At 70.9% G+C, this 24,341-nt stretch carries 23 protein-coding genes; 3 read left to right on the plus strand and 20 right to left on the minus strand.

Translation table 11 applies throughout. The features are described 5' to 3' along the window. The first annotated feature begins 99 nt into the window (after nt 1-99). On the plus strand, nt 100-1,404 hold the full coding sequence (locus tag ACSDR0_RS23580) for an MFS transporter (RefSeq protein WP_435291042.1): 1,305 nt from the start codon (nt 100-102) through the stop codon (nt 1,402-1,404). A 125-nt stretch (nt 1,405-1,529) separates the two neighbouring features. Beyond that, complete coding sequence (locus tag ACSDR0_RS23585; protein WP_435291121.1) at nt 1,530-2,108, plus strand: Uma2 family endonuclease; 579 nt, start codon at nt 1,530-1,532, stop codon at nt 2,106-2,108. Nucleotides 2,109-2,273: 165 nt separating this feature from the next. On the opposite strand, the gene ACSDR0_RS23590 is transcribed toward ACSDR0_RS23585, so the two are convergent. The 17 genes from ACSDR0_RS23590 to ACSDR0_RS23670 form a co-directional block, all read right to left on the minus strand. Further along, complete coding sequence (locus ACSDR0_RS23590; RefSeq protein ID WP_329078959.1) at nt 2,274-2,519, minus strand: hypothetical protein; 246 nt, start codon at nt 2,517-2,519, stop codon at nt 2,274-2,276. A gap of 174 nt (nt 2,520-2,693) precedes the next feature. Beyond that, nucleotides 2,694-5,264 carry a phenylalanine--tRNA ligase subunit beta gene (locus tag ACSDR0_RS23595; RefSeq protein ID WP_435291043.1) on the minus strand — a complete coding sequence of 857 codons (2,571 nt, stop codon included), beginning with the start codon at nt 5,262-5,264 and terminating at the stop codon, nt 2,694-2,696. Further along, on the minus strand, nt 5,264-6,313 hold the full coding sequence (gene pheS / locus ACSDR0_RS23600; RefSeq protein ID WP_435291122.1) for a phenylalanine--tRNA ligase subunit alpha: 1,050 nt from the start codon (nt 6,311-6,313) through the stop codon (nt 5,264-5,266). The genes ACSDR0_RS23595 and pheS overlap by 1 nt, the downstream gene beginning before the upstream one ends. A 121-nt stretch (nt 6,314-6,434) precedes the next feature. Next, on the minus strand, nt 6,435-7,517 hold the full coding sequence (locus ACSDR0_RS23605) for an ATP-binding protein (RefSeq protein WP_435291044.1): 1,083 nt from the start codon (nt 7,515-7,517) through the stop codon (nt 6,435-6,437). A 79-nt stretch (nt 7,518-7,596) separates the two neighbouring features. After that, nucleotides 7,597-8,412: a TrmH family RNA methyltransferase gene (locus ACSDR0_RS23610; RefSeq protein ID WP_435291045.1), complete on the minus strand. Its 816-nt coding sequence runs from the start codon at nt 8,410-8,412 to the stop codon at nt 7,597-7,599. A 72-nt stretch (nt 8,413-8,484) separates the two neighbouring features. Further along, nucleotides 8,485-8,868 (minus strand): 50S ribosomal protein L20, encoded by a 384-nt coding sequence (rplT, locus tag ACSDR0_RS23615; protein ID WP_012892552.1) that lies wholly within the window; start codon nt 8,866-8,868, stop codon nt 8,485-8,487. A 24-nt stretch (nt 8,869-8,892) separates the two neighbouring features. Then, nucleotides 8,893-9,087 (minus strand): 50S ribosomal protein L35, encoded by a 195-nt coding sequence (rpmI, locus tag ACSDR0_RS23620; RefSeq protein ID WP_435291046.1) that lies wholly within the window; start codon nt 9,085-9,087, stop codon nt 8,893-8,895. A gap of 130 nt (nt 9,088-9,217) precedes the next feature. Next, nucleotides 9,218-9,901, minus strand: a complete 684-nt coding sequence (gene infC, locus ACSDR0_RS23625) for a translation initiation factor IF-3 (RefSeq protein ID WP_435291123.1) — start codon at nt 9,899-9,901, stop codon at nt 9,218-9,220. Nucleotides 9,902-10,172: 271 nt separating this feature from the next. Next, complete coding sequence (locus ACSDR0_RS23630) at nt 10,173-11,030, minus strand: shikimate dehydrogenase (RefSeq protein WP_435291124.1); 858 nt, start codon at nt 11,028-11,030, stop codon at nt 10,173-10,175. Further along, entirely contained in the window at nt 11,027-12,202 is a 1,176-nt protein-coding gene (mltG, locus tag ACSDR0_RS23635; protein WP_435291047.1) for an endolytic transglycosylase MltG, read from the minus strand. Before mltG ends, ACSDR0_RS23630 begins: the two co-directional genes overlap by 4 nt. 163 nt (nt 12,203-12,365) lie before the next feature. Continuing rightward, a complete protein-coding gene (locus tag ACSDR0_RS23640) occupies nt 12,366-13,022 on the minus strand; it encodes an endolytic transglycosylase MltG (RefSeq protein WP_435291048.1) in 657 nt (218 codons plus the stop codon). Further along, entirely contained in the window at nt 13,019-13,519 is a 501-nt protein-coding gene (gene ruvX, locus ACSDR0_RS23645) for a Holliday junction resolvase RuvX (protein WP_435291049.1), read from the minus strand. Before ruvX ends, ACSDR0_RS23640 begins: the two co-directional genes overlap by 4 nt. A 52-nt stretch (nt 13,520-13,571) precedes the next feature. Continuing rightward, the gene (alaS, locus tag ACSDR0_RS23650; RefSeq protein WP_435291050.1) at nt 13,572-16,241 is read right to left on the minus strand and encodes an alanine--tRNA ligase; all 2,670 of its coding nucleotides are present in this window, start codon (nt 16,239-16,241) and stop codon (nt 13,572-13,574) included. Nucleotide 16,242: 1 nt separating this feature from the next. Next, the gene (locus ACSDR0_RS23655; RefSeq protein WP_435291051.1) at nt 16,243-16,497 is read right to left on the minus strand and encodes a hypothetical protein; all 255 of its coding nucleotides are present in this window, start codon (nt 16,495-16,497) and stop codon (nt 16,243-16,245) included. After that, nucleotides 16,494-16,886 carry a DUF948 domain-containing protein gene (locus ACSDR0_RS23660; protein ID WP_435291052.1) on the minus strand — a complete coding sequence of 131 codons (393 nt, stop codon included), beginning with the start codon at nt 16,884-16,886 and terminating at the stop codon, nt 16,494-16,496. Before ACSDR0_RS23660 ends, ACSDR0_RS23655 begins: the two co-directional genes overlap by 4 nt. A gap of 262 nt (nt 16,887-17,148) precedes the next feature. Further along, complete coding sequence (locus ACSDR0_RS23665) at nt 17,149-18,459, minus strand: replication-associated recombination protein A (protein ID WP_435291053.1); 1,311 nt, start codon at nt 18,457-18,459, stop codon at nt 17,149-17,151. Between the two features lie 75 nt (nt 18,460-18,534). Further along, entirely contained in the window at nt 18,535-18,993 is a 459-nt protein-coding gene (locus ACSDR0_RS23670; protein ID WP_435291054.1) for a hypothetical protein, read from the minus strand. A gap of 200 nt (nt 18,994-19,193) precedes the next feature. Between ACSDR0_RS23670 and ACSDR0_RS23675 the strand changes: the two genes are divergently transcribed. After that, nucleotides 19,194-20,078 (plus strand): peptidylprolyl isomerase, encoded by an 885-nt coding sequence (locus ACSDR0_RS23675; RefSeq protein ID WP_435291055.1) that lies wholly within the window; start codon nt 19,194-19,196, stop codon nt 20,076-20,078. Between the two features lie 494 nt (nt 20,079-20,572). On the opposite strand, the gene aspS is transcribed toward ACSDR0_RS23675, so the two are convergent. The 3 genes from aspS to ACSDR0_RS23690 are packed head-to-tail and all read right to left on the minus strand — an operon-like array spanning nt 20,573 to nt 24,311. Then, a complete protein-coding gene (gene aspS, locus ACSDR0_RS23680) occupies nt 20,573-22,309 on the minus strand; it encodes an aspartate--tRNA ligase (RefSeq protein WP_435291056.1) in 1,737 nt (578 codons plus the stop codon). Further along, a complete protein-coding gene (hisS, locus tag ACSDR0_RS23685; RefSeq protein ID WP_435291057.1) occupies nt 22,306-23,571 on the minus strand; it encodes a histidine--tRNA ligase in 1,266 nt (421 codons plus the stop codon). The genes aspS and hisS overlap by 4 nt, the downstream gene beginning before the upstream one ends. Before the next feature lie 2 nt (nt 23,572-23,573). Further along, nucleotides 23,574-24,311 (minus strand): MBL fold metallo-hydrolase, encoded by a 738-nt coding sequence (locus tag ACSDR0_RS23690; RefSeq protein ID WP_435291058.1) that lies wholly within the window; start codon nt 24,309-24,311, stop codon nt 23,574-23,576. Between the last annotated feature and the right edge of the window lie 30 nt (nt 24,312-24,341).

The following is a 24,341-nucleotide window of genomic DNA, read 5'->3' on the forward strand; positions in this document are numbered from 1 at the left end:
CGCCCGGTGCCGGGGAGCGGCCCTCCCGCGCCCGGCCCCGCGGTGACCTGCCGGAAAACAATTTGCCTTCGCGTAGATCATCACTGAAACTAGCTGTTCGTGCCGGAAAACGCCGATCGATCGATCACCACCCTGCTCCGCCGTATGGCGATGGATCTCAGTCCCCTCCGCGACTCGCGCGACTTCCGGCTGCTCTTCGGCTCCGGCGTCATCACGATGTTCGGCACCTTCCTGACGCTGGTCGCGGTGCCGCTGCAGATGAAGGAGCTCACCGGCTCCTACCTGGCGGTCGGCCTGGTCAGCGTGGCCGAGTTCGTCCCGATGGTGGTGTGCGGGCTCTGGGGCGGGGCGATCGCCGACGCCCTCGACCGGCGCAAGATCATCCTTCTCACCGAGGTGGGCCTCTGCGTCACGGTCACGATCCTGACCGTCAACGCGATGCTGCCCACACCGCAGGTCTGGGTGCTGTACGTGGTCGGCGCGCTCTCGGCCGGGCTGGGCAGCCTGCAGCGGCCCAGCCTGGAGTCGCTGATGCCGCGCGTGGTCAGGCACGACCAGCTGACCGCGGCCGCCGCCCTCAGCTCCTTCCGGTGGAATCTGGGCGCCATCGTCGCCCCGGGCCTCAGCGGCCTGATCGCGGCCTGGTACGGCGTCGCCGTCGCGTACGGCATCAACGTCGTGACCTTCCTGGCCTCCCTGGTCCTGCTCTGGATGGTCCGGGCCCAGCCTCGGCCCGAGAGCACCCAGGCCGCCTCGATCAGGTCCCTGGTCGAGGGGGTCCGCTACGCCGTCGGCCGCCCCGACCTGATGGGCACCTACCTGGTCGACATCGCCGCGATGATCTTCGCGTTCTCCACCGCGCTGTATCCGTTCCTGGCCGACGAGCTGGGCGCTCCCGAGGCTCTCGGGCTCTTTTTCTCCGCCTCGGCCATCGGCTCGCTGATCGCCTCGGCCACCTCCGGCTGGACCGCGCACGTGCACCGGCACGGCCTCGGCGTGATCATCGCGGCGGCCGTGTGGGGCGTCGCGGTGGCACTGGCGGCGCTGATGCCCAACGTCTGGGGCATCTTCGCCTTCCTGGCCGTGGCCGGGGCCGCCGACATGATCAGCGGCGTCTTCCGCGCGACCATCTGGAACCAGACCATCCCCGACGAGTTCCGCGGCCGCCTGGCGGGCATCGAGCTCCTCTCCTACACCAGCGGCCCGATGCTCGGCAACGCCAGGGCCGGCCTGATGGCCGGCCTCGGCGGCACCCGCTTCTCTCTGGGCGCCGGCGGCCTGCTGTGCGTCGGCGCCGTGGCCGCGATGGCCGCGCTGCTGCCGAGGTTCCGCACCTACGACGCCCGCACCGACGAGCACGCGATCAGGGAGCGCGCCCGCCGCGAGGAGGCCGCCCGCGCCTGACAGCGGGCAGCGGGCAGCGGGCAGCGGGCAGCGGGCAGCGGGCAGCGGGCAGCGGCAAGTATCCTCACCGAACGGAATCCCGTTGCTACTGTGAGAACATGACGGTCGACGTACGGAGCCCCGAGATGACGGAGTCCTCGCTGCCCGACTGGGTCTTTCCTCCGCCGGAGGGGTTCGTCGCGGAGGATCTCGATCGCATTCCGCAGTTGCCTGCACACACAGAGTTAATCGATGGAAGCCTGGTCTTCGTGAGTCCTCAGGCTTCTTTTCACACGCGCGCGGTGGATCTACTGGTCAGCGTCCTCCGCCGCGCCGCGCCCGCCGAGCTTCGAGCGCGCCGGGAGATGAGCGTCATCCTGGGCGAGCGGCAGCGGCCCGAACCCGACATCAGCGTCATCCACGCCTCCGCCGAGCACAGCCCGGAGCAGACCTTCTACCGGGCCGAGGACGTCGTGCTGGTGGTGGAGGTCGTCTCCCCCGAGTCCGTGGGCCGCGACCGCGACCGCAAGCCCGTGCTGTACGCCGAAGCGGGCATCGAGCACTTCTGGCTGGTCGAGAACCAGTCGGGAAAGCCTGCGATCTACGTCTACGAGCTCGACCCGGTCACCCGCTCCTACGCGCTCACCGGCATCCATCGCGACCTGCTCAAGGTCTCGGTCCCCTTCGACGTCGACATCGACCTGACGGAGATCGACCGGCTCTAGGATCCGGCTCCGGGCTCCGGGCTGCGCTCACGCCGCCCGGGGCGGCTCCGCCACACCGCCCGGACATCCCTCGTCCCCCGCGGACTCCCCGCTCCACCCGGACGTACCGCCGCCCGTCACGGAATTCGCCTCTCCGCGCGGAAGCCCGCCGGACGAGGCCGCGCCTCACCCGCTCTCGCGCCAGCCGTCGTACTCCTCGGCCAGCGCCTCGAGGCGGGCCACGCCCTCAGGTGGCAACGCCCCTGAGGGGTCCTCGACCACCACCAGCCACTGGGCGTCCTCGGCATCGTCCTCGCCCGCGAGGGTCTCCCTGACCACCGCGGGCACGCCGATCACCGGAAACTCCCCGGCCACGGTCTCGGCGACCTCCTCGGCGTCGTCGCGCTCGGCGAACACCAGCAGATGCCTCATCGCCCCCTCCCGGGGAAAGCCTCTTCCACGCTCCGGGCGAGCGATCCGCCCGAGGCGACCTGCGGGTACGTCATCGTCGCCTCCTGAAGGAAAATCCACCCGGAACGCGAATTACCCCGGCCCGGTACGGCGAAAAGGGGCTCGGGACATGGCCCCGAGCCCCTCGTGAACCGGTCAGACGCCGCGCAGTCGCGCCCCGGTGCGCTCCCCTGCCAGGGCCACGGCCGCGTCACGGGCCGCGGTGGTCTCCTCCACGGTGAGCGTCCGGTCGGGCGCCCGGAAGCGCAGGGAGTAGGCGAGGGACTTCCCGCCCTCGCCGACCTGGGTGCCGGTGTACACGTCGAACAGGCGAATCGACTCCAGCAGCGGGCCCGCGCCCTCGCGCAGCGCCGCCTCCACGGTGGCCACCGGGGTCGCCGCGTCGACGATGAGCGCGACGTCCTGACCCGCGACGGGGTACGCGGAGATCGCCGGGGCCTGCGGCGGACCGGCGGTCAGCGGCTCCAGCCGGGTCAGCTCCAGTTCCATCGCGCAGGTGCGCGGGGGCAGGCCGTACGCCTCGACGACGCGCGGGTGCAGCTCACCGGCGTGACCGACGAGCACGTCACCGGCGTACAGCGCGGCGCAGCGGCCCGGGTGCCAGGGCTCGTGCCGGTCCGCGCGGACGTCGAGGGTGACACCGGCCTCGGCGGCCACCACGCGGGCCGCCTCGACGGCGTCCGCCCAGCCGGCCGCGCGGCCCTTGTCCCACCAGCCGGACGGCTCGAACTCCCCGGCCAGCACGGCACCGACCCGGAGCGGCTGGGCGGGCAGCGCGGACTCGATCGAGGCGAGCTCCTCCGGGCTCGGCCTGCGCTCGACGCCCAGCACCGGGGCGACGGCGGGCGCGCCGGAGGAGGGCCGGTAGACCAGGCCCGCCTCGAACAGCGCCACGTCGCCGAAACCCCGGCCCACGTTGCGGACCAGCGTCTTGAGCAGGCCGGGCAGCAGGGTCGTCCGCATCAGCGGCTCGTCCTCGCTGAGCGGGTTGGCCAGCCGTACCGCCAGGCGGCGTGCGTCGCCGGCGGGCAGCTGCAGGTTGTCGAAGTCGCGCTCCCCGTTGAACGGGTAGGCGAGGATCTCGACGTAGCCTGCGGCGGCCAGCGCGCGGCCGACCCTGCGGCGCAGGCGCTGGCTCTCGCTGAGACCGGCGCCCGCGGGGGCGGCGGGCAGGATCGAGGGCAGGTTCTCGTAGCCCTCCAGCCTGATGACCTCCTCGGCGAGGTCGTTCGGGTCGGTCAGGTCGGGCCGCCACGAGGGCGGGGTGACCGCCAGCATGTCGTCACCGGTGACCGCGAGCCTCGCGGCGATCCCGGCGGAGGCCGGGTCACCCGTGGCCGCGGTGCCGGCGGCCGCGCCGCCCGTCACCGGGCCGGTCGCGGTGGTGCCGCTCTCCACCGTGCAGCCGACCTGCTCCAGGCGGCGGATCACCGTCTCGCGGTCGTAGGCGGTGCCCGCGACCCTGCCGGGGTAGTCGCTCGGGATGGCGATGTGGACCGGCTCGACCTCCACCTCGGCGTGCGTGACGCCCGGCTGGATCGTGCCGCCGCCGAGCTCGGCCAGCAAACGGGCCGCACGCCAGGAGGCGTACAGCGGGAGCTCCCTGTCGACGCCCCGCTCGAAGCGCTTGGAGGCCTCGCTGACCAGGTTGTGCCGGCGCGACATGCGCGCGGTGCCGCTGGCGGAGAAGTGGGCCGCCTCGATCACGACGTCGGTGGAGGCGTCGGAGATCTCGGTGTGCAGACCGCCCATGGTGCCGGCCATCGAGATCGCGCCCGACCCGTCGGTGATCAGGATGTCGTCCGGGTGGAGCTTGCGGACCACGTGGTCCAGTGTCTCCAGCGTCTCGCCCGGCTCGGCCCTGCGCACCACGATCTCGCCGGTCAGCTTGGCCGCGTCGAAGGCGTGCAGCGGCTGGCCGAGCTCCAGCATGACGTAGTTGGTGACGTCGACGGCCAGCGAGACCGGACGCATGCCCGCGCGGGAGAGCCGCGCGCGCATCCACAGCGGGCTCGGCGCCGACGGGTCGAACCCGCGGACCTCGCGGAGCACGAAGCGGTCACAGGCCGACGGGTCGGCGATCGAGGCCGGGTAGGACGGGTCCGACGCGGCGGGCGGGGAGACGTCGGCGGGGTCGATGAACGCCGAGTCGAAGGCGGTGGCGGCCTCGCGGGCCACACCCCGGATGGAGAGCGCGTAGCCGATGTCCGGGGTGATCTCCAGCTCGATCACGTCGTCGCGCAGGCCGAGCAGCTCGACCACGTCCGCGCCGATCGGGGTGCCGCCGGGCAGCACGAGGATGCCGGGCGAGGACTCGGCCACGCCGAGCTCCGACTCCGAGCAGATCATGCCGTCGGACAGGCGCCCGTAGGTCTTGCGCGAGGCGATCTCGAATCCGCCGGGCAGCACGGCTCCGGGCAGCGCGACCGGGACGCGGTCGCCGACCTCGAAGTTGGTCGCGCCACAGACGATCTCGCGCGGCGCGGCCTCCCCCACCTCGACCTGGCAGTGGCGGATGGGCTTCTTGAAACCCTCCAGCGTCTCGATGGAGATGACCTCGCCCACGACGACGTTCTTGATGTCGTGGCCGTAGGGGATGACGGACTCGAGCTTGAGCCCGGCGGCGGTGAGCTTCTCGGCGATCTCGTGCGCCGTGACGGCGGGGAGATCGACGTACTCCCGCAGCCATGAAAGCGGGACCTTCATCAGACCTCCATTCCGAAGGGAAGGGTGAAGCGGACGTCTCCCTCGACCATGTCGCGCATGTCCTCGGCGTTGTGGCGGAACATCAGGGTGCGCTCGACGCCCATGCCGAAGGCGAAGCCGCTGTAGCGGGCGGGGTCGACGCCGCAGGCGATGAGCACCCGCGGGTTGACCATGCCGCAGCCGCCCCACTCGATCCAGCCCTCCGACTTGCAGGTGCGGCAGGGCGGGTTACCGGGCACCGCGGAGGCGCCGCGGCAGACGAAGCACTTCAGGTCCATCTCGGCGGAGGGCTCGGTGAACGGGAAGTAGTTGGGCCGGAAGCGGGTGGTGATGCCCTCGCCGAACATGACCTCGGCGAACCGGTCGAGGGTGCCCTTGAGGTGGGCCATGGTCAGGCCCTCGTCGATCGCCAGCCCCTCGACCTGGTGGAAGACGGGGGTGTGGGTGGCGTCGAGCTCGTCGGTGCGGAACACCTTGCCCGGCGAGATCACGTAGACCGGGAGCTCCCTGCTGAGCAGCGCCCGGATCTGGACGGGAGAGGTCTGGGTGCGCAGCACCTTGCCGGAGTCGACGGACTCCACGAAGAAGGTGTCGTGCTCCGAGCGCGCCGGGTGGTCGGCGGAGATGTTCAGCGCGTCGAAGTTGAACCACTCCCCCTCCAGCTCGGGGCCCTCCGCCACCTCGTAGCCCATCGCGACGAAGGCGTCGGCGATGCGCTCCTGGAGGGTGGTCAGGGGGTGCCTGGCGCCGCGGGGGGCGCGGGCGGAGGGCAGCGTGACGTCGACGGTCTCCTCGACGAGGACCCGCTCGTCGCGCTCGGCCTCCAGCTCCGCCTGCCGCTCGGCGAGGGCGTCGGCGACCGCCCTGCGGGCACCGCCGATGCGCTTGCCCGCCTCGGAGCGGGCCGCCGGGGGCAGTGCGCCGATCTCGCGGTTGGCCAGGGCGATCGGTGAGCGGTCACCGGCGTGCGCGAGGCGCACCTGCTTGAGTTCTTCGAGGTCCCGCGCCGCCTTGACGGCGTCGAGCGCGTCGGCCTGCATGCGCGCCATCTCGTCGGCATGCAGCGGGGTCACCTCGACCGGGTCGTAGTTTGACAAGAGAGAGCTCCGAATCCAGGGCTTGAGCGGCCATGAGTCTAGTCGGGTAAGCCCACCGGGCCGACATTCACGATCAGGCGAAGTCAGGGGTGCCGGTGGGCACCATAAATCGAAACTCGGCGCCGCCCTCGGGCCCGCGCTGCACGGAGATGGTGCCGCCGTGAGCCTCGATCAGCCCCTTGACGATGAACAGGCCGAGCCCGGTGCCGCCACGGCGGCGGGCGTTACCCCGCCAGAACTGCCGGAAGACGCGCGTGACCAGCTCGGGCGGGATGCCCTCCCCCTGGTCGCGGACGGACACGGTCACTCCCCATTCACTCGGCTCGACGACTATTGTCACCGTACCGCGCCCGTGACGCACCGCGTTTTCCATCAGGTTGGCGAGCACCTGGTCGATCTTGTCCTGGTCGAGCCAGGTCTCGGGCAGCTCGCCGCGCACCTGGAGCACGAAGCGGTCCTCCGGCTCGCCCGCCGCCACCCGGCCCGCGATGATCCTGGAAACCCTGGCCGGGACGTCGACCACCTGGCGGTGGATCTCCAGCCGCCCCGACTCGATGCGCGAGACGTCGAGCAGCTCGGTGATCAGCCGGGTCACCCGGTCGGCGTCGGCGTTGACGGTCTCCAGCATGACGAGCTTCTGGTCGTCGGTGAAGCGCGTCCACTTGGCCAGCAGGGTCGCGGTGAACCCCTTGACGCTGGTCAGCGGGGAGCGGAGCTCGTGGGCGACGGTGGAGACCAGGTCGGCGCGGCTGCGCTCCAGGCGAGCTCGGGCTCCGGCGTCACGCAACGTGATGACCACCCGGACGACCCCTCCGCCCCGCCGGGGCTCGCGCACCAGCCGGGCGGCCACCAGGAGCTCCTGGCCGCCGGGGGTGCGCAGCGGCAGCTCGGGCTGGCGGGCCCGGCTGGACAGGCCGCCGTAGGTGTCGAGCCACTTCCACCAGTCGCGTCCGTCGTGGTCGCGGAAGGAGAACACGTCGCGCAGGTTCCGTCCCACGGCCTGCTCACGGGCGATGCCGGTCAGGCGGGCCGCGGCCCGGTTGACGGTCAGCACGTGGCCGTCACCGTCGGTCACCACGAGGCCGTCGGGGAGCTCGTCGACGTCGATCACGGAAGCGGCGTCGGTGCTCTGCTCGCCGGTGTGTTCGCCGTGCACGACCCCGCCTCCTCGACGCTACATGGCCGACAATAGCGGGTTTCCCGCACCGTACGGCAGCCTCGCCGGGCGGGGGGCGTCACCTGGGGCTGGGACCGGTGCGCTGAGACCGGGCAGATGCGTACAGACAGACCGCGGCGGCGGTCGCGAGGTTCAGGCTCTCGGCCCGTCCGTAGATGGGAACCCGGACGACCTCGTCGGCCAGCTTCAGGATCTCCTCGGGAAGCCCCCACGCCTCGTTGCCGAAGATCCAGGCCGTCGGGCCGGACAGGTCCACGTCGTCCAGGGTCTGCCTGCCCGCGCCGTCGGCGGCGAGCACCCGCAGCCCGGTCCCCTTCAGGTGCTCCACGGCCCGCGCCACCGGCACGCCCGTGGTGACCGGGAGGTGGAAGAGGCTGCCGGCGCTGGCCCGCACGCACTTGCCGTTGTAGGGGTCGACCGAGGCGTCGGTGAAGACGACGGAGTCCGCGCCCGCGGCGTCGGCCGTACGCAGCACGGTGCCCGCGTTGCCGGGGTCGCGGACGTGGGCCAGCACCGCCACCAGCGTGGAGGTCGCGACGACGGAGGCTTCCAGGGGCACGTGCACGAAGCGGCACACGGCCAGCAGCCCCTGGGGGGTGACGGTCTGGGCCAGTTCGGCCATGACCTCGCCGCTGGCCCGGTGGACGGGCACCCCCGCGGCGGTGGCCGCGGTGACGACGTCGGCGTGACGCAGCTCGGCCTCGGCCGTGGCGAACAGCTCCACCACGACGCCGTCCAGCGCCAGCGCCTCGCGGACCGCCTGCGGCCCCTCTGCCAGGAAGGAACGGTCGCGGTCCCTGAAGGCCCGCTTCGTCAGCCTCCGTGCGGCCTTGACCCGCGGCGACTTGATGTTGGTCAGCTCAGACCCGGCCATGCCCGTCCCCCAAGAATGCGAATGCGGCCCGCAGCGTCATCGCTGCGGGCCGCATGGTCGTCAGTGCCTCGCTCAGCCGGCGACCGGCGCGTTCACGTCGGCCGGAAGCGCCTTCTTGGCGGCCTCGACCAGCGTCGCGAACGTGGCGGCGTCGTTGACCGCGAGGTCGGCGAGGATCTTGCGGTCGACCTCGATGGAGGCGAGACGCAGACCCTGGATGAGCCTGTTGTAGGTGATGCCGTTCTGGCGGGCAGCGGCATTGATGCGCTGGATCCAGAGACGACGGAAGGTGCCCTTGCGGTCCTTGCGGTCGCGGTAGGCGTACGTCATCGAGTGGAGCATCTGCTCCTTGGCCTTGCGGTACAGCCTGGATCGCTGACCCCGGTAGCCCTTCGCCCGCTCGAGAACGACCTTGCGCTTCTTCTTGGCGTTGATCGCCCGCTTCACGCGTGCCATGTGTATCTATCTCCCCGGGGGCGGTTACTTAGCGAGCAGCTTCTTGATCTTCTTGGAGTCGGCGTCGGAGAGCACGACCTCGGACTTGAGACGACGCGTCACGGTGGACGACTTGTGCTCGTTGTAGTGCGCACGGTTGGCGCGGCGGCGCACAAGCTTGCCGGAGCCCGTGAGCCTGAACCGCTTCTTCGCACCACTGTGCGTCTTCATCTTCGGCATCTCAGCCGTCTCTCCCTCGATCGTGCCGATGTCCCGGGCCGGTAACCCAAGTCAAGGGCGTGCCTGACTACGAGACCGGACCCGGTCTCGGACTGATCTCGCGACTACCTGACGATCCAGGCTATGCGAGTTACTCCTGCGGAGCCGCCACCGCTCCGTTGACGGACACCTCGTCGTTGACGTGGGTCTCGCCTGCGTTCGGTGACTCGTCACCCGAAGGGTTCTCGTCATGCCGCGCCTTGGCCGCCGCCTTCTCGGCCTTGGCCTCTGCCTTCTTCTTGTGCGGGCCGATCACCATGATCATGTTTCGACCGTCCTGCTTGGGCTGGGACTCGACGAAGCCGAGCTCCGTCACGTCCTCCGCCAGCCTCTGCAGGAGCCGGAAACCCAGCTCGGGACGGGACTGCTCCCGCCCGCGGAACATGATGGTGACCTTGACCTTGTCGCCGGCCTTGAGGAACCGCACCACGTGACCCTTCTTGGTCTCGTAGTCGTGCGGGTCGATCTTCGGCCGAAGCTTGATCTCCTTGATGATGGTGTACGCCTGGTTACGGCGCGCCTCACGTGCCTTCATCGCGGACTCGTACTTGAACTTGCCGTAGTCCATGAGCTTGCACACTGGCGGGCGAGCCGTTGCCGCGACCTCGACCAGGTCGAGGTCGGATTCTTGAGCCAGCTTCAAGGCATCGCCGATGGAGACGATGCCCACCTGCTCGCCGTTCGGGCCGACGAGGCGGACCTCGGGCACGCGAATGCGGTCATTGATGCGGGGCTCGGCGCTGATGGGGCCTCCTAGGTTGCGATCCGCGGCCATCCTGACGGAGGCCGCAACATGCTCGATCGTGCCGGGAGGTCGTAGAACGCACACCCTGTTGAGGGCGTTCGAACGCAAGATGCCCCGCACGTCACGCATGCGGGGCCACATGAACTCGAAGGCTTCACGCCGTAAGCTCCCCGGAGATTTACTCCGGTCGTGATCCTGACCTGTCAGCCTTGCGGCCGACGAGGTGGGAGGACGACCTCCGCTTGCGCGTCCAGCAGGCACGCCGGACCGATCGATTCGTTACTCTACCACAACAGCGTGCTCACACAGAATCATCCCGGCCCCCTCGCGAAGGTCGTTCCGCCGGGGCGGAACGCCTGGCGATCTCGGCCTTTCCGGCCTCGCGCATCGCCTCCACCGGCACGTCCGCGCGGCCGGTCATCATCTCGACCTGCCGGACCGCCTGGTGCAGGAGCATCGGGAAGCCCCCGACGACGATCCCGCCCCGCCCGGCCACGGCCGCGGCCGACCTGGTGGGCCAGGGCGCGTAGACCACGTCGAAGAGGGCGGGCACGTCCGCCAGCGTCTCGGCGAAGCCGTCGGCCGCGCCGGAGGGCAGGGTGGAGACGACCAGGTCGACCTCCAGCGCGGTGTCGAGCTTGTCGAGGGTCCGCACCGACAGGTCCATGCCCAGCCGCTCGGCGACCTCCACGGTCTCTCCCGCCCTGGTGGGGTCGCGGACCACGAGGATCGCCTCGTCCAGGCCCAGCTCGCGCAGGGCGGCCAGCGCGGAGGCCGCCGTCGCGCCGCCGCCGAGGACGGTCGCCGCCCTGGGCGGGGCCACGCCCGCCTCGGCGAGCGCCCGGACGATGCCGTACACGTCGGTGTTGTCGCCGTGCCGGGCACCGTCGCGCAGGATCACGGTGTTGGCCCCGCCCACCTGGACCGCGAGCTCGGAGACGGTGTCGAGCAGCGGCAGCACGGCCCGCTTGAGCGGCATCGTGAGCGAGAGCCCCGCCCAGTCGCCGTCCAGCCCGGCGAGGAGACCGGGAAGCCCGGCCTCGTCGCACTCGATCGCCTCGTATCGCCAGTCGTGCAGTCCCATGCCCTCGTGGGCGGCCCGGTGCAGGTGCGGGGAGAGCGAGTGGACGATCGGCGATCCCAGGACCGCCGCTCTCAGCACCCGTTCACCTTGTTCCTCTCGTACTCGGCCTTGAGCGCGAAGAAGTCCGACTCCGCCGAGGCGAACTTGGTGATGCTCTTGCTCGGGCAGGTGGTCACGAACCACACCCAGTCGCCCTTGGTGGGGTTGAGCGCCGCCTGGATGGCGTCGTCGCCCGGGTTGGCGATCGGCCCGGGCGGCAGGCCCGCGACCTTGTAGGTGTTGTAGGGCGAGGTGCTCTCGAGGTCCTTGTGGGAGGCCTCGATGCCGACCTTGTTCAGCGCGTACATCACCGTGCTGTCCATCGCCAGGTTGAGAGGCGGCTCGCGGTCGAGCCGGTTGTAGATGACGCGGGCCACCTTGCCCATGTCATCCTTGGTGCCCGACTCGGCCTGGACGATGCTGGCGATCGTCATGATCTCGTGCGGGGTGTGGCCGAGGGCCTTGGCCTTGCCCTGGAGGTCGTCCTTGTCGGCGGTCTGGTTGAAGCGGTCGACCATCTTGGTCAGGATCTCCGAGGCCGTCATCTTGGGCGTGATCTCGTAGGTGGCCGGGAAGGCGTACCCCTCCAGCTTCCCCCTGGCGTAGGGGGGCAGGCCGAGCTCGCGGACGTTCCTGGCGGCCTGCTGGAACTCCCTCAGCGGCTTGCCCGTCTGCTTGGCGAGCCGCTGGAGGGTGACGCTCAGGCGTAGCCCCTCCTCAAGGGTGATCTTCTCGCGCAACCGCTTGTCCGGATCGAGGAGCTTGACGGCCTCCGCGGCCGCCATTTGCTTGCGCATGGTGTACTCGCCCGGCTGCAGGGAGGAACTCTTGCCCGCCTCGGCGACGGCGTTGACGAAGGCCTTGACGCTCTTCACCACGCCCTGGTCCTGCAGGGTCTGGGCGATGTCGGAGGCGTTCTGGCCGTCCTTGATCTCCACGACGACCTCACCGGACCCCTGGCCGGTGTAGTCGTCGGGGGTCATCACGTCGCGGACCCAGGTGTAGCCGTAGAAGCCGGCGGCTCCGATGCCGCCGATCAGAACGATGATCGCGAGCATGGGGGCGAGAAAGCCGCCCCGGTTGCGGCGGCGCCTCCTGCGCCGGCCGCGTCGGCCGCCGGAGTCGCGGCCTGGAGACGTGTCGGATCCTCGGCGCGACCGACCTTCGTCGTCGGAGCCGACCAGGAAGTCCATATCGAGATCGTTCATAGAGGCGCTGGCCAATCTCCCGCTAGAGACGGACTGGCGTCAAGCGGGTGTGCCGAACCGAAGGAGAGCACCCGGCCAGACGTCCCGGTGTTCCGGGAGCCGTCGTCTGATCCGCGGGTGCGGGTCGCCGCCTGCGGCGGAACCGGGGGTATTCCGCCGGGCATCAACGCTTCCCGAGGTATCTGTTCAGCTCTTCCCGGTATCTCACAAACTCACTCTCTTTGTCAGTGAATTTCGTGATTCTATGCTCCGGAGTGGTGGTAACAAACCAGAACCAATCACCTTGATCTGGCTGGAGTGCCACGATCAATGTCTTCTCCCCGGGATACGCGATGGGTCCGGGCGGCGAGTCAGGCGTGAGGTAGGTGTCATACGGAGACCTCACCTCGGAGCCCCTCTCCGAAACCTCCGGGGCCCCGAACCCCTGCGCACACGGCGTCGCGGTGCCCGAACGGAGCGGCGTCCGGGTCCCGATCCGGCCGTGGATCACTCTAGCGATCTTCGGATGGCCCGGATCCCGCCCGCCCTCCACCTGGACGATGCTCGCCACCGCGACGGCCTCCAAGGGCGACGATCTTTTTTTAGCGGCCGGTTTCCCCAGGATTGGCCGGGTGGCCACCCGCTTGTAACGTTCCAGCGTCGCGGCGAGAGGAGCCGCGACGCTCGTACCGGGCTCGTGGACGGCGGGAGACGGAAGGCCCCCGGCGCGCCGGGGCGGGCCCGGCGCCTCGGAGCCGGTGGGCAGGAGACGGGGGCGCGACGAGCCCTGCCGTCCCCGTGGCGGGCACGAGCACGGACGTCCCGGCCGCGGGCCGCTCACCGAACGGTCCCGCCGCCCGGACTTTCCGCGTTCTCCCCGCCCGAGGGAGACCCGGCGGGAACGCCGGGGGGCCTGCCGGTGGCGCGTTCGGCGTCCAGCGCCGCCTGGAGCAGCACGATGGCGGCCGCCTGGTCCACCACGGCCCGCTGGTTCTTCGCCTTCACCCCGCTGGCCCGCAGGCCCTGCTGGGCGGTGACGGTGGTCAGCCGCTCGTCGAACAACCGCACCGGGACGGGCGCCAACCGCAGCGAGATCCGGTTCGCGAAGTCGCGGGCGGCCTCCGCCGCCTGCCCCTCGCGCCCGGAGAGCGAGGTGGGCAGGCCGACGACCACCTCGACGACCTCGTACTCGGCCGCGATCTCCGCGAGCCGGTCGAGGTCGCCCTTACCGCGCCGGACGGTCTCCACCGGTGTGGCCAGCAACCCCGAGGGGTCGCTGCGGGCCACACCGATGCGGACCGAGCCGACGTCGACGCCCAGCCGAATGCCGTTTCTCATCGTTCCCGCCCCCGCCCCGGCGCCGGACGCGGCGCGAGGACGTCGTTCCTCGTCAGGTGAGCGCCTGCGCGATCGCCTGCTCGACGGCGGCGAGCGCCTCGCCGATCGCCTCGGGACGGACACCGCCTCCCTGGGCGACGTCGTCCTTGCCGCCACCGCCACCTCCGAGGGCCTTCGCGGCGACGCCGACCAGGCGGCCCGCCTTCAGGCCACGGCCGCGTCCCACCTCGTTGACCGCGGCCACGACGACCGGCCGGTCACCGGGGACACCGGCGACGACGACCACCGCCGCGCGATCGGCCGGGAACCGGCCGCGCACGTCAAGGGCGAGCTTACGCAGGTCGTCGGGGGAGGTTCCATCAGGCGCGCGGTGCGTCACGACGGAGACTCCCTGCAGGTCACGGGCGCTTTCCGCCATCGCTCCCGCACCGGCGAGCACCTGGGCGGAGCGCAGCGCGCCCAGCTCCTTCTCTGCGGAGCGCAGCCGGGTGACGATGCCCTCGATGCGCTCGGGCAGCTCCTCCCTGCGGGCCTTGAGCTGCTCCGACAGCTGGGCGACGAGCACGCTCTCCCTGGCCAGGAAGCGGAACGCGTCGAGACCGACCAGGGCCTCCACGCGGCGCACGCCGGCGCCGATCGAGGCCTCGCCCAGCACCTTGACCAGGCCCAGCTGCCCGGAGCTGGCGACGTGGGTGCCGCCGCAGAGCTCGCGGGAGTATTCGCCGACCTCGACGATGCGGACGGTGTCGCCGTACTTCTCGCCGAACAGGGCCAGCGCGCCCATCGCGCGGGCCTCCGCCTGGGAGGTGTGGAAGGCGTTGACCCGCAGGTCGTTGATCAGGACGGCGTTGACCTCGTCCTCGACGTCGCGCAGCACGCTGGGCGGCACGGCGCCCGCGGCGGTGAAGTCGAAGCGGAAGCGACCCGGGGAGTTCTCGGAACCGGCCTGCGCCGCGGTCTCGCCCAGCGCGTTGCGGAAGCCGCGGTGCACCAGATGGGTGGCGGTGTGGCTGCGGGAGATGGCCCGGCGCCGCTCGACGTCGATCTCCGCCTGGGCCTGGTCGCCCACCCGGATCTCTCCGGAGCGGACCTTGCCCCGGTGCACGACGACGCCGGAGACCGGGGACTGCACGTCCACGATCTCCACCTCGGCCCCGCCGGTGCGGATGACGCCCTGGTCGGAGAGCTGGCCGCCGCCCTCGGCGTAGAAGGGGGTGCGGCCCAGCACGACCTCGACCGCCGTGCCCGCGCCCGCCGCGGGCACGGAGGCACCGTCGACGAGGAGGCCGACGACCTCGGCCTCGGCCGTCACGTGGTCGTAGCCCAGGAACTCGACCCTGCCGGTCTTCTCCAGGAGCGTGCCGAAGATCGAGATGTCGGCGTTGCCGGTCTTCTTGGAGGCGGCGTCGGCCTTGGCCCGGTCGCGCTGCTCCTTCATCAGCCGGCGGAAGCCCTCCTCGTCGACCTCCAGCCCCTGCTCCGAGGCCATCTCCAGGGTGAGGTCGATCGGGAAGCCGTAGGTGTCGTGGAGCTGGAAGGCCTGGTCGGCGGCGAGCGTGGCCCGCCCCTTGCGCTTGGTCTCCTCGGCCGCCACGTCGAAGATCGCGGTGCCGGTGCGGAGGGTGCCGAGGAAGGAGGCCTCCTCCGCGTCGATGGCGCCGTGGATCTGCGGGGCGTCGGCCTTGAGCTCGCTGTACTGCTCGCCCATGACCTCGATGGTCACGGCGGTGAGCTCGTGCATGTAGCGCTCCTCGCCCGCGCCCAGCAGGCGCAGGTTGCGGATGGCGCGGCGCAGGATGCGGCGGAGCACGTAGCCCCTGCCCTCGTTGGAGGGCAGCACCCCGTCGGCGACGAGCATCACGCCGGTCCTGACGTGGTCGGCGACGACCCGCAGCGACACGTCGGCGCGCTCGTCGCGGCCGTAGCGCGTCTTGGTGAGGTCGGCCGCCCGGTCGAGGATCTTGTACGTGGTGTCGATCTCGTAGATGTTGTCGACGCCCTGCAGGATCGCCGCCATGCGCTCCAGGCCCATGCCCGTGTCGACGCTCTTGGCGGGCAGCTCACCGGCGATGTCGAAGTCGATCTTGCTCCGGACCGCGCTGAGCTGGTACTGCATGAAGACGTTGTTCCACACCTCGAGGTAGCGGTTCTCGTCGACGACCGGGCCGCCCTCGCGCCCGTACTCGGGGCCGCGGTCGTAGTAGATCTCGCTGCACGGGCCGCCGGGGCCGGGCACGCCCATGTGCCAGTAGTTGTCGGCCAGGTCGCGGCGCTGGATGCGCTCCTGCGGCACCCCGGCCTTGCGCCAGATGTCGGCGGCCTCGTCGTCGTCGAGGTAGACGGTGGCCCAGAGGCGGTCCTCGGGGAAGCCGAACCCGCCCTCGGACTCGGGCTTGGTCAGCAGCTCCCAGGCGAACGGGATCGCCTGCTCCTTGAAGTAGTCGCCGAAGGAGAAGTTGCCGAGCATCTGGAAGAAGCTGGCGTGCCTGGTCGTCTTGCCGACCTCGTCGATGTCGAGGGTCCGCACGACCTTCTGCGCGCTGGCGGCCCGCCTGTAGGGCGGCTTCTGCTGGCCCAGGAAGTAGGGCTTGAAGGGCACCATGCCCGCGTTGACCAGAAGCAGCGTCGGGTCCTCGGCGATGAGGCTGGCCGAGGGCACAACGGTGTGCCCACGCTCCTCGAAGAAGCGCAGGAAGCGGCGGGCGATCTCTGCCGACTCCATGTCAGCGGCCATCCTTTACGTTGGAGTGATAGGAATTTTCAACGGTGTCGAGCCCGAACCTGGACCGCAACTCGATTTCCCGCTCGGCCGCGCCTCGCAGCGCCTCACCGGCGAGATCCCGTGCCTGTTCCAGGGCACCGGTGGCGTTGTGCACGGCCCTTCGGGCCAGGTGGTTCGGGTGCAGTGCCTGAAGCTTACGCATGACCCACACCGCGCCGAACGCGCCCAGCCCCATGTAGAACAGCCTGCGGATCATCGCGGGCGCCTCTCCAGCGCCGGCGCGACGGGCCTGGCGCGCCTACGGGCGCCCAGGGCCCTGCGGACGCCGTGAGTGAGGGCCGCGACCTTGATCATCGGCCCGGTGACCAGGCTCTGGGTGACGTCGCTGACCTTGGCCACATGCCCGCTGACCTGCTTGACGTCCTTGGTGATGGCCTCGATCGCGACCAGCTGCCGGTTGGTCTCGCCGACGGCGGCGGACACGTCCTCCAGCAGCGGCACGACACGGTCGCCCAGCTGGGAGACCATCTTGGTGGTCTCGGTGAGCAGCCGGGCCAGCCTGACCATGACGACGGCCATGAAGGAGACCAGGATCGCCCAGGCCATCGCGGCGATCAGCCCGGCGACCTCTCCTGCGGTAAGCATGTGCGGACCCGCTCCCCTCATAGGTGACCCCGGCCATGGTCGGGCGGATTGGCAAAACCCTATCGTGCCCGATATCACTCATCCCCGCTTACCGCGCACCCCCGGGGGATACGCCGGGACCGGCGGGGTGCGTCGCGCTCCTGTCCGAACCCGCCGGCGCGGGCCTCACCGGGTTCGGAGCCGGAGGAGCAGGCCGTCATCCGGGAGGACGCGCCGGAGAGGCCAGGAAGGACGGGAAGGCCGGGAAGGGTGGTGCCGGGGGCTACTCCCCGCGGAGGAAGGCGCGAATCCTGGACCAGCGGTCGGCGAAGCCCGCCTCGGCGCCGTGGCGGGTGGGCTGGTAGTAGCGCCGGTCCCTGAGCTCCTCGGGGGCGTACTCCTGGCGCACCAGGCCGTGCTCGAACTCGTGGGGGTATCGGTAGCCCTTGCCGTGGCCTAGCTGCTTGGCCCCGGCGTAGTGGGAGTCGCGCAGGTGGTTGGGGACGTGGCCGATGTTGCCGCGCCGAACGTCCTCGGAGGCCGCGCCGATGGCGTTGATCACCGCGTTGGACTTGGGGGCCAGCGCGCAGTGGATGACGGCCTGGGCCAGGTTGAGCCGCCCCTCGGGCAGGCCGATGAACTCCACCGCCTGGGCGGCGGCCACCGCGACCTGCAGGCAGGTGGGGTCTGCCATGCCGACGTCCTCCGAGGCGAAGATGACGATCCTGCGCGCGATGAACCGTGGGTCCTCCCCCGCCTCGATCATCCGGGCGAGGTAGTGCAGCGCGGCGTCGGCGTCGGAGCCCCGCATGCTCTTGATGAAACCGCTGATCACGTCGTAGTGCTGGTCGCCCTGGCGGTCGTAGCGCACGGCCGCCTTGTCCACCGCCCGCTCCACCACCTCGACGGTGACCTCGCCGTCGGCGATCAGCGCAGCGGCCTCCAGGTAGGTGAGCGACCTGCGGGCGTCGCCACCGGCCAGCCGCACCAGGTGCTCGGCGGCCTCGGGCGCCAGGCTCACCCTCCCGTCCAGGCCGCGCGGGTCGGTGACGGCGCGCTCCAGCACCACCCGGATGTCGTCCTCCGACAACGACTCCAGGGTCAGCAGCAGCGAGCGCGACAGCAGGGGCGAGATGACGGAGAAGAAGGGGTTCTCGGTGGTGGCGCCGATGAAGGTGACCCAGCGGTTCTCCACGGCGGGCAGCAGGGCGTCCTGCTGCGCCTTGTTGAAGCGGTGCACCTCGTCGACGAACAGGACGGTCTGGCGGCCGGACATGCCCAGCTCGCGCCGGGCCTGCTCGATGGCGGCGCGGACCTCCTTGACGCCCGCCGACACCGCGGAGACCTCCACGAAACGGCGCTTGGTGACACCCGCCACCACGTAGGCGAGGGTGGTCTTTCCGGTCCCCGGAGGGCCCCACAGGAACAGCGACATCGGCGCCTCGGCCTCGACGAGGCGGCGCAGGGGCGTGCCGGGGCCCAGCAGGTGCCGCTGGCCGACCACCTCGTCCAGGCCGCGGGGGCGCATCCGCACCGCCAGGGGCTCCTGGCCGCGATGGGCCTCCTCCGCCGCCGCATCGAACAGGCTGTCCACGTCTGAGACAGTACCGCCGCCCGGCGGGGCCCCGGCCCCGCGCCGGACGCCCGTGACGTCACGGGCCGGGCGGGCTCAGCCCCAGACCGCGACGGCCCCGCTGTGCCCGGTCCGCACCACGTAGTAGAGCGCCACGACGGCCAGGAGCACGGTCAGCGCCGAGACCGCCAGCTGAACCGGGCGGCCGAACCTGTCGCCGCGCGTGACGTAGACGAGGGCCAGCGCCGCCGCCCCGAGGGCGAAGGTGACGAGCAGCAGCGGGGTGCCGAAGCCCGCGTGCTCGGCGATGCGCTCGCCGAGCTCCCCTCCGGCGGAGGCGAAGCGGCCCTCCTGCAGCGCCTCCCCGCTCTGCCGCGCCGCGAAGACGCTCACCGGCACGACCGGGGCGAGCCCGGCCACGGCCCAGGTGAGCACGGGCCGCGTGCGGGGCGCCAGCGCGTACGCGGCGGCGAGCACCGCGAGGAGTGGCGTCAGGACCACGGCCGCGTGAACGACCAGGGGGTGAAGAGGCAGGCCGAGGATCTCGTCGAACATGGGGGCGCTCCGGTCGTGCGTGGTCCATCATCAGCAAGTACGAATCCCACCATGGGCGGGTTATGGGGAGCGTGAAGAGATCCCTTCTTCCCCTCTGTCCCCATCTGATGAATTCCGCCACTTACGTCCAGCACATCCTGAGGCCGGTACTCTTTTCGCCAGCCGGTAACCATGGATCAGCAATTTTGGAGGACATAGCGGTGAGCGCCGAGGACCGCCAGAGCCAGCTGGCTCGGGAACACAAAGAGCGGCAGGCGAAGCGTGCTGCGCAGACGACCACGTCGAAGCGCAACGTCGTCATCGGAGCGGTCGCCGCGGTGGTCGTCGTCGCGGGAGGCCTGTTCGCCGGGGTGACCCTCCTCGGGAACGACGGTGACGACGCGAAGGTCAACGCCGCCGCCACCGGTTCGCCGTCTCCTTCGGAGAGCGCCGCGACGCCCGAGCCGAGCATCACGGCCGCTCCGACCAACACGAAATGCTCCTACCGCAAGGACACCAGCGGCAGCCCGATGAAGAACGTGGGCACGCCGCCGACCAGGCCCAACCTGAAGCTGAAGACCATGACGATCGCCACCAACCACGGCAACGTCGTGATCGACCTGGCGACCGCGCACGCCCCCTGCACGGTCAACTCCTTCGCCTTCCTGGCCAAGAAGCGCTTCTTCAACAACACCAAGTGCCACCGCCTGGCCACCCCCGAGAACTCCGGCCTGAGCCTGCTGCAGTGCGGCGACCCGCAGGCCAAGGCCGACGGCAAGAACCCCACCGACGGCCAGGGCAGCTCGGGTTACGTCTACGACAGCGAGAACCTCGGCGGGATCCCGTACACCAGGGGCACGGTCGCGGTGGCCCAGGCCGTCGACGCCGTCAACCAGAACGGCAGCCAGTTCTGGATCTCGCTGGGGAACGAGACCGACCAGGTGGAGAAGGCCTACACGCCCTTCGGCGTCGTCTCCCAGGGCATGGAGATCCTCGACAAGATCTCCAAGGGTGGATGGATCACCAACCCCGACGACATCACCGGTGACGGCGGCTCCAACGCCCCCAAGATCCCGGTGATCATCAAGAGCGTGCGGCTCTCCTAGCCGGATCCGCGGCGGCTCGCCGCCACAGGACGCCCCGCCGGTCGGACGACCGGCGGGGCGTTCTCGCTGCCGGGCCCCTTGTCCCAGGCCTCGCGCCTCCCGGGCCCCGCTTCCCGACGCCGCGCCTCCCAAGGCTCATGCTTCCCGGCCATCACGTCCCGACGCCATGCTTTCCGGGTCCCTGCTTCCCGGCCTCATGCCTCCCGGGCTCCTGCTCTCCGGCGCCTCGTGCCTCCCGGCCCCATGCTCCTCGCCCTCCCGCTTCCCGGCCCCCACGCCGGTGAGGACCTCAGCGCAGCCCTACGCGGCCGGAGAGCCTTTCTCGCCCTGTGGGCCGGACAATCCCTGCCGTCCGCTCAGAAGGCCCGTGAGGCGCACGGAGAGCGTCACCGCGGCCCGTGGCCCGCGATCCCCCGGTCCCGGACACGACGAGGGCCCCCGGAACACCGTCCGGGGGCCCTCGTCACACCTGCCTCACATCGGGAGGCGCCGGATCAGGCGTCGGCCTTGGGCCTGCCGTCGACGCCCGCCTCCTTGCGCTGCTCCACCGTGATCGGGGTGGGCGCGCCGGTCAGCGGGTCGTACCCGGAGGCCGTCTTCGGAAAGGCGATGACGTCGCGGATGGAGTCGGTGCCCGCCAGGAGCATGCAGATCCGGTCCCAGCCGTAGGCGATGCCTCCGTGCGGCGGCGGGCCGTACTTGAACGCCTCCAGCAGGAAGCCGAACTTGCTCTCCGCGTCCTCCTTGGAGATGCCCAGCACGTCGAAGACGCGCTGCTGCATCTCGGCCCGGTGGATACGGATCGAGCCGCCGCCGATCTCCATGCCGTTGCAGACCATGTCGTAGGCGTAGGCCAGGGCCTCGCCGGGGTGGTCCTGGAAGTTGTCGGCCCACTCGGGCTTGGGGCCGGTGAAGGGGTGGTGGACCGCGGTCCAGCCGCCCTCCCCGTCCTCCTCGAACATGGGGGCGTCGACGATCCACAGGAAGTTCCAGGCCGACTCGTCGATCAGGCCGCGGCGACGGCCGATCTCCAGGCGGGCCGCGCCGAGCAGGTCGCGGGAGGCGGAGGCCGCGCCGGCCGCGAAGAAGATCGCGTCACCGTGGCCCGCGCCCACCTTGGCGGCCAGGCCGGCCGCCTCGGTCTCCGACAGGTTCTTGGCGACCGGCCCGCCGAGCGTGCCGTCCTCGCCCACCAGCACGTACGCCAGGCCCCTGGCGCCGCGCGACTTGGCCCACTCCTGCCAGGCGTCGAGCTCCTTGCGGGTCTGCGAGGCGCCGCCCGGCATGACCACGGCGCCCACGTACGGCGCCTGGAACACGCGGAAGGTGGTGCCGGCGAAGAAGTCCGTCATCTCGACGAGCTCCTGGCCGAAGCGCAGGTCCGGCTTGTCGGAGCCGTAGCGCGCCATGGCCTCCCGGTAGGTCATCCGGGGCAGGGGGGTCGGCAGGTCGTAGCCGATCGTCTCCTTCCAGATGCGGCTGATCAGCCTCTCGCCCAGGGCGATGACGTCGTCCTGGTCCACGAAGGACATCTCAACGTCGATCTGGGTGAACTCCGGCTGCCGGTCGGCGCGCAGGTCCTCGTCGCGGTAGCACTTGGCGAGCTGGTAGTAGCGCTCGAGCCCCGCGACCTGGAGAAGCTGCTTGAACAGCTGGGGCGACTGGGGCAGGGCGTACCAGCTGCCCGGCTGGAGCCGGACCGGCACCAGGAAGTCGCGGGCGCCCTCGGGGGTCGAGCGGGTCAGCGTCGGGGTCTCGACGTAGGTGAACCCCTGCTCGTTCATCACCTCGTGGGCGAGGTAGGTGGCCCGGGAGCGGATGCGCATGGCGTGCGCGACCTGCTGGCGGCGGATGTCGAGGTAGCGGTACTTCAGCCGCGCCTCCTCCGAGATGCCCGCGGTGCCCTCGATGGGGAACGGCAGCGGCGCGGACTCGCTGAGCACCTCGACCTCGGAGGCGACGACCTCGATCGCGCCGGTCGGCAGCTCGGGGTTCTCGTTGCCCTCGGGGCGGACCCGCACCTCTCCGACGACCTTGACGCAGTATTCGGCGCGCAGGCCGTGGGCGTCGTCCTCCTCGCGGAAGACCACCTGGGCGGAGCCCGAGGCGTCACGCAGGTCGATGAAGACCACGCCGCCGTGGTCGCGGCGTCGCGCCACCCACCCGGCGAGCGTCACTTGCTGCCCGGCGTGCTCCTCGCGCAGTGATCCCGCTTCGTGCGTGCGGATCATTTGTCCAGTCTCTCCTTCAACATCGTGACGATCTCAGCGAGCGGTACGGCGGTCTGGTCTCCGCTGGCCAGGTCCTTGACCTGGGCGATTCCGGCGGCGATGTCCCGATCGCCGAGGATCACCGCGTAGCCGGCCCCCGAGCGGTCGGCGCCCTTCATGGCGCCCTTGACGCCCTTGCCGCCGAACGACATGTCGGCGACCAGGCCCGCCCGGCGCAGCTCGGTGACGAGCAGGAACATCAGGCGGCGCGCCTCCTCGCCCAGCGGCACACCGTACACCTGCACGCGGGCCTCGGCGCTCTCGTCCCCGAACAGGCCCTCGGCCTCCATGGCCATGACCGTGCGGTCGACGCCGAGCGCCCAGCCGACGCTGGGCAGGGCGGGCCCGCCGAGCATCTCGCTCAGCCCGTCGTAGCGGCCCCCGCCCCCGACCGCGGACTGCGAGCCGAGCCCGTCGTGGACGAACTCGAACGTGGTGCGCGTGTAGTAGTCGAGGCCGCGGACCAGCCGGGGGTCGTCGGTGTAGGCGACGCCGGAGGCGGTCAGCAGCGCGCGGACCTCCTCGTGGTAGGCCTTGCACGCCTCGCACAGGTGGTCGACGACCAGCGGCGCCCCGGCAAGCTGGGCCTGCACCTCGGGGCGCTTGTCGTCGAGCACGCGCAACGGGTTGATCTCGATTCGCTGCCGGGTGGGCTCGTCGAGGTCGAGGCCGCGCAGGAAGTCCTGGAGCGCGGCCCGGTAGACGGGACGGCACACCTTGTCACCCAGCGTGTTGATCAGCAGCCGGACCCCGGTGAGCCCCAGGGCGGCGTAGCCGTCGACGGCCAGCAGGATCAGCTCGGCGTCCAGCGCCGGGTCCTCGGAGCCCAGCGCCTCGGCGCCGACCTGCCAGAAGTGGCGGTAGCGGCCCTTCTGGGCCTTCTCGTAGCGGAACTGGCTGCCCGAGTACCAGAGCTTCACGGGAAGCTGCCCGTTGTGCAGGCCGTGCTGGAGGACCGCCCGCACCACCGACGCGGTGCCCTCGGGGCGCAGCGTGATGGAGCGCCCGCCCTTGTCCTCGAAGGTGTACATCTCCTTGGAGACGATGTCGGTCGACTCGCCGACACCGCGGACGAACAGCGCGGTGTCCTCGAAGACCGGGGTCTCGATATAGCCGTAGCCCGCCCGGCGGGCGGGCTCGGTGAGCGCCTCGCGCACGGCGAGCGCCCGCTCGGAGCGCGGTGGAAGCCAGTCGAAGGTGCCCTTGGGCGCCTGCAAAGTCATTTCTAGAGTCCCCTGCCGGGGCCGCGGTCGTGCCCGGCGCCCGCGGGGTCCGCGGGCTCCGCGCCCGCGGCCGCCTTCGCCTCCGCGAGATACGGGTTGGTGGCACGCTCGTGACCGATCGTGGTCTGTGGTCCGTGACCGGGCAGGACCACCGTGTCCTCCGGCAGCGGCAGGCACTTGGCCGCCAGGCTGCGCAGGATGGTCGGGTAGTCGCCGCCCGGAAGGTCTGTGCGGCCGATGGAGCCGGCGAACAGCAGGTCGCCCGAGAAGAGCACGTCCGGGATCTCCTCGGTGCTGGGCAGCCTGAACGTCACCGACCCCCTGGTATGGCCGGGGGTGTGGTCGACGGTGAGCTCCAGGCCGGCCAGTCTCAGCACCTCGCCGTCGGCGAGCTCGCGCACGTCGTCGGGCTCGGTGAAGGTGAGTCCCCCGAACATCTGCTGCCTCGTCGACAGCGACAGCCCCTTGCCGGGATCGGACAGCAGCTCGCGGTCCTCCGGGTGGATCCACGCGGGAACGTCACGCGCGCCGCAGACCGGGGCCACCGACCACATGTGATCGATGTGCCCGTGGGTGACCAGCACCGCCACCGGCTTGAGCCTGTGCTCGCGCAGCAGGTCGTCGAGGTCGCCGACCGCGTTCTGACCGGGATCGACGACCACGCACTCCTCGCCCGCGGCGGGAGCGACGACGTAGCAGTTGGTCTGGAAGGACCCTGCGGGAAAGCCGGCGATGAGCATCTGCCTCAGCTGATCTCGTCAAGAATGCGG

This window comes from Streptosporangium sp. G11, assembly GCF_051192615.1.
Taxonomy (GTDB): domain Bacteria; phylum Actinomycetota; class Actinomycetes; order Streptosporangiales; family Streptosporangiaceae; genus Streptosporangium.

Bases quoted from the DNA above. Each gene is read 5' to 3' on its own strand.
- ACSDR0_RS23585 (WP_435291121.1), top strand. From the start codon at position 1,530: ATGACGGAGTCCTCGCTGCCCGACTGGGTCTTTCCTCCGCCGGAGGGG.
- ACSDR0_RS23590 (WP_329078959.1), bottom strand. From the start codon at position 2,519: ATGAGGCATCTGCTGGTGTTCGCCGAGCGCGACGACGCCGAGGAGGTC.
- ACSDR0_RS23595 (WP_435291043.1), bottom strand. From the start codon at position 5,264: ATGAAGGTCCCGCTTTCATGGCTGCGGGAGTACGTCGATCTCCCCGCC.
- pheS (WP_435291122.1), bottom strand. From the start codon at position 6,313: ATGGCGCGCATGCAGGCCGACGCGCTCGACGCCGTCAAGGCGGCGCGG.
- ACSDR0_RS23610 (WP_435291045.1), bottom strand. From the start codon at position 8,412: ATGGCCGGGTCTGAGCTGACCAACATCAAGTCGCCGCGGGTCAAGGCC.
- rplT (WP_012892552.1), bottom strand. From the start codon at position 8,868: ATGGCACGCGTGAAGCGGGCGATCAACGCCAAGAAGAAGCGCAAGGTC.
- rpmI (WP_435291046.1), bottom strand. From the start codon at position 9,087: ATGCCGAAGATGAAGACGCACAGTGGTGCGAAGAAGCGGTTCAGGCTC.
- infC (WP_435291123.1), bottom strand. From the start codon at position 9,901: ATGGCCGCGGATCGCAACCTAGGAGGCCCCATCAGCGCCGAGCCCCGC.
- mltG (WP_435291047.1), bottom strand. From the start codon at position 12,202: ATGAACGATCTCGATATGGACTTCCTGGTCGGCTCCGACGACGAAGGT.
- ruvX (WP_435291049.1), bottom strand. From the start codon at position 13,519: ATGAGAAACGGCATTCGGCTGGGCGTCGACGTCGGCTCGGTCCGCATC.
- alaS (WP_435291050.1), bottom strand. From the start codon at position 16,241: ATGGAGTCGGCAGAGATCGCCCGCCGCTTCCTGCGCTTCTTCGAGGAG.
- ACSDR0_RS23655 (WP_435291051.1), bottom strand. From the start codon at position 16,497: ATGATCCGCAGGCTGTTCTACATGGGGCTGGGCGCGTTCGGCGCGGTG.
- ACSDR0_RS23660 (WP_435291052.1), bottom strand. From the start codon at position 16,886: ATGCTTACCGCAGGAGAGGTCGCCGGGCTGATCGCCGCGATGGCCTGG.
- ACSDR0_RS23670 (WP_435291054.1), bottom strand. From the start codon at position 18,993: ATGTTCGACGAGATCCTCGGCCTGCCTCTTCACCCCCTGGTCGTTCAC.
- aspS (WP_435291056.1), bottom strand. From the start codon at position 22,309: ATGATCCGCACGCACGAAGCGGGATCACTGCGCGAGGAGCACGCCGGG.
- hisS (WP_435291057.1), bottom strand. From the start codon at position 23,571: ATGACTTTGCAGGCGCCCAAGGGCACCTTCGACTGGCTTCCACCGCGC.
- ACSDR0_RS23690 (WP_435291058.1), bottom strand. From the start codon at position 24,311: ATGCTCATCGCCGGCTTTCCCGCAGGGTCCTTCCAGACCAACTGCTAC.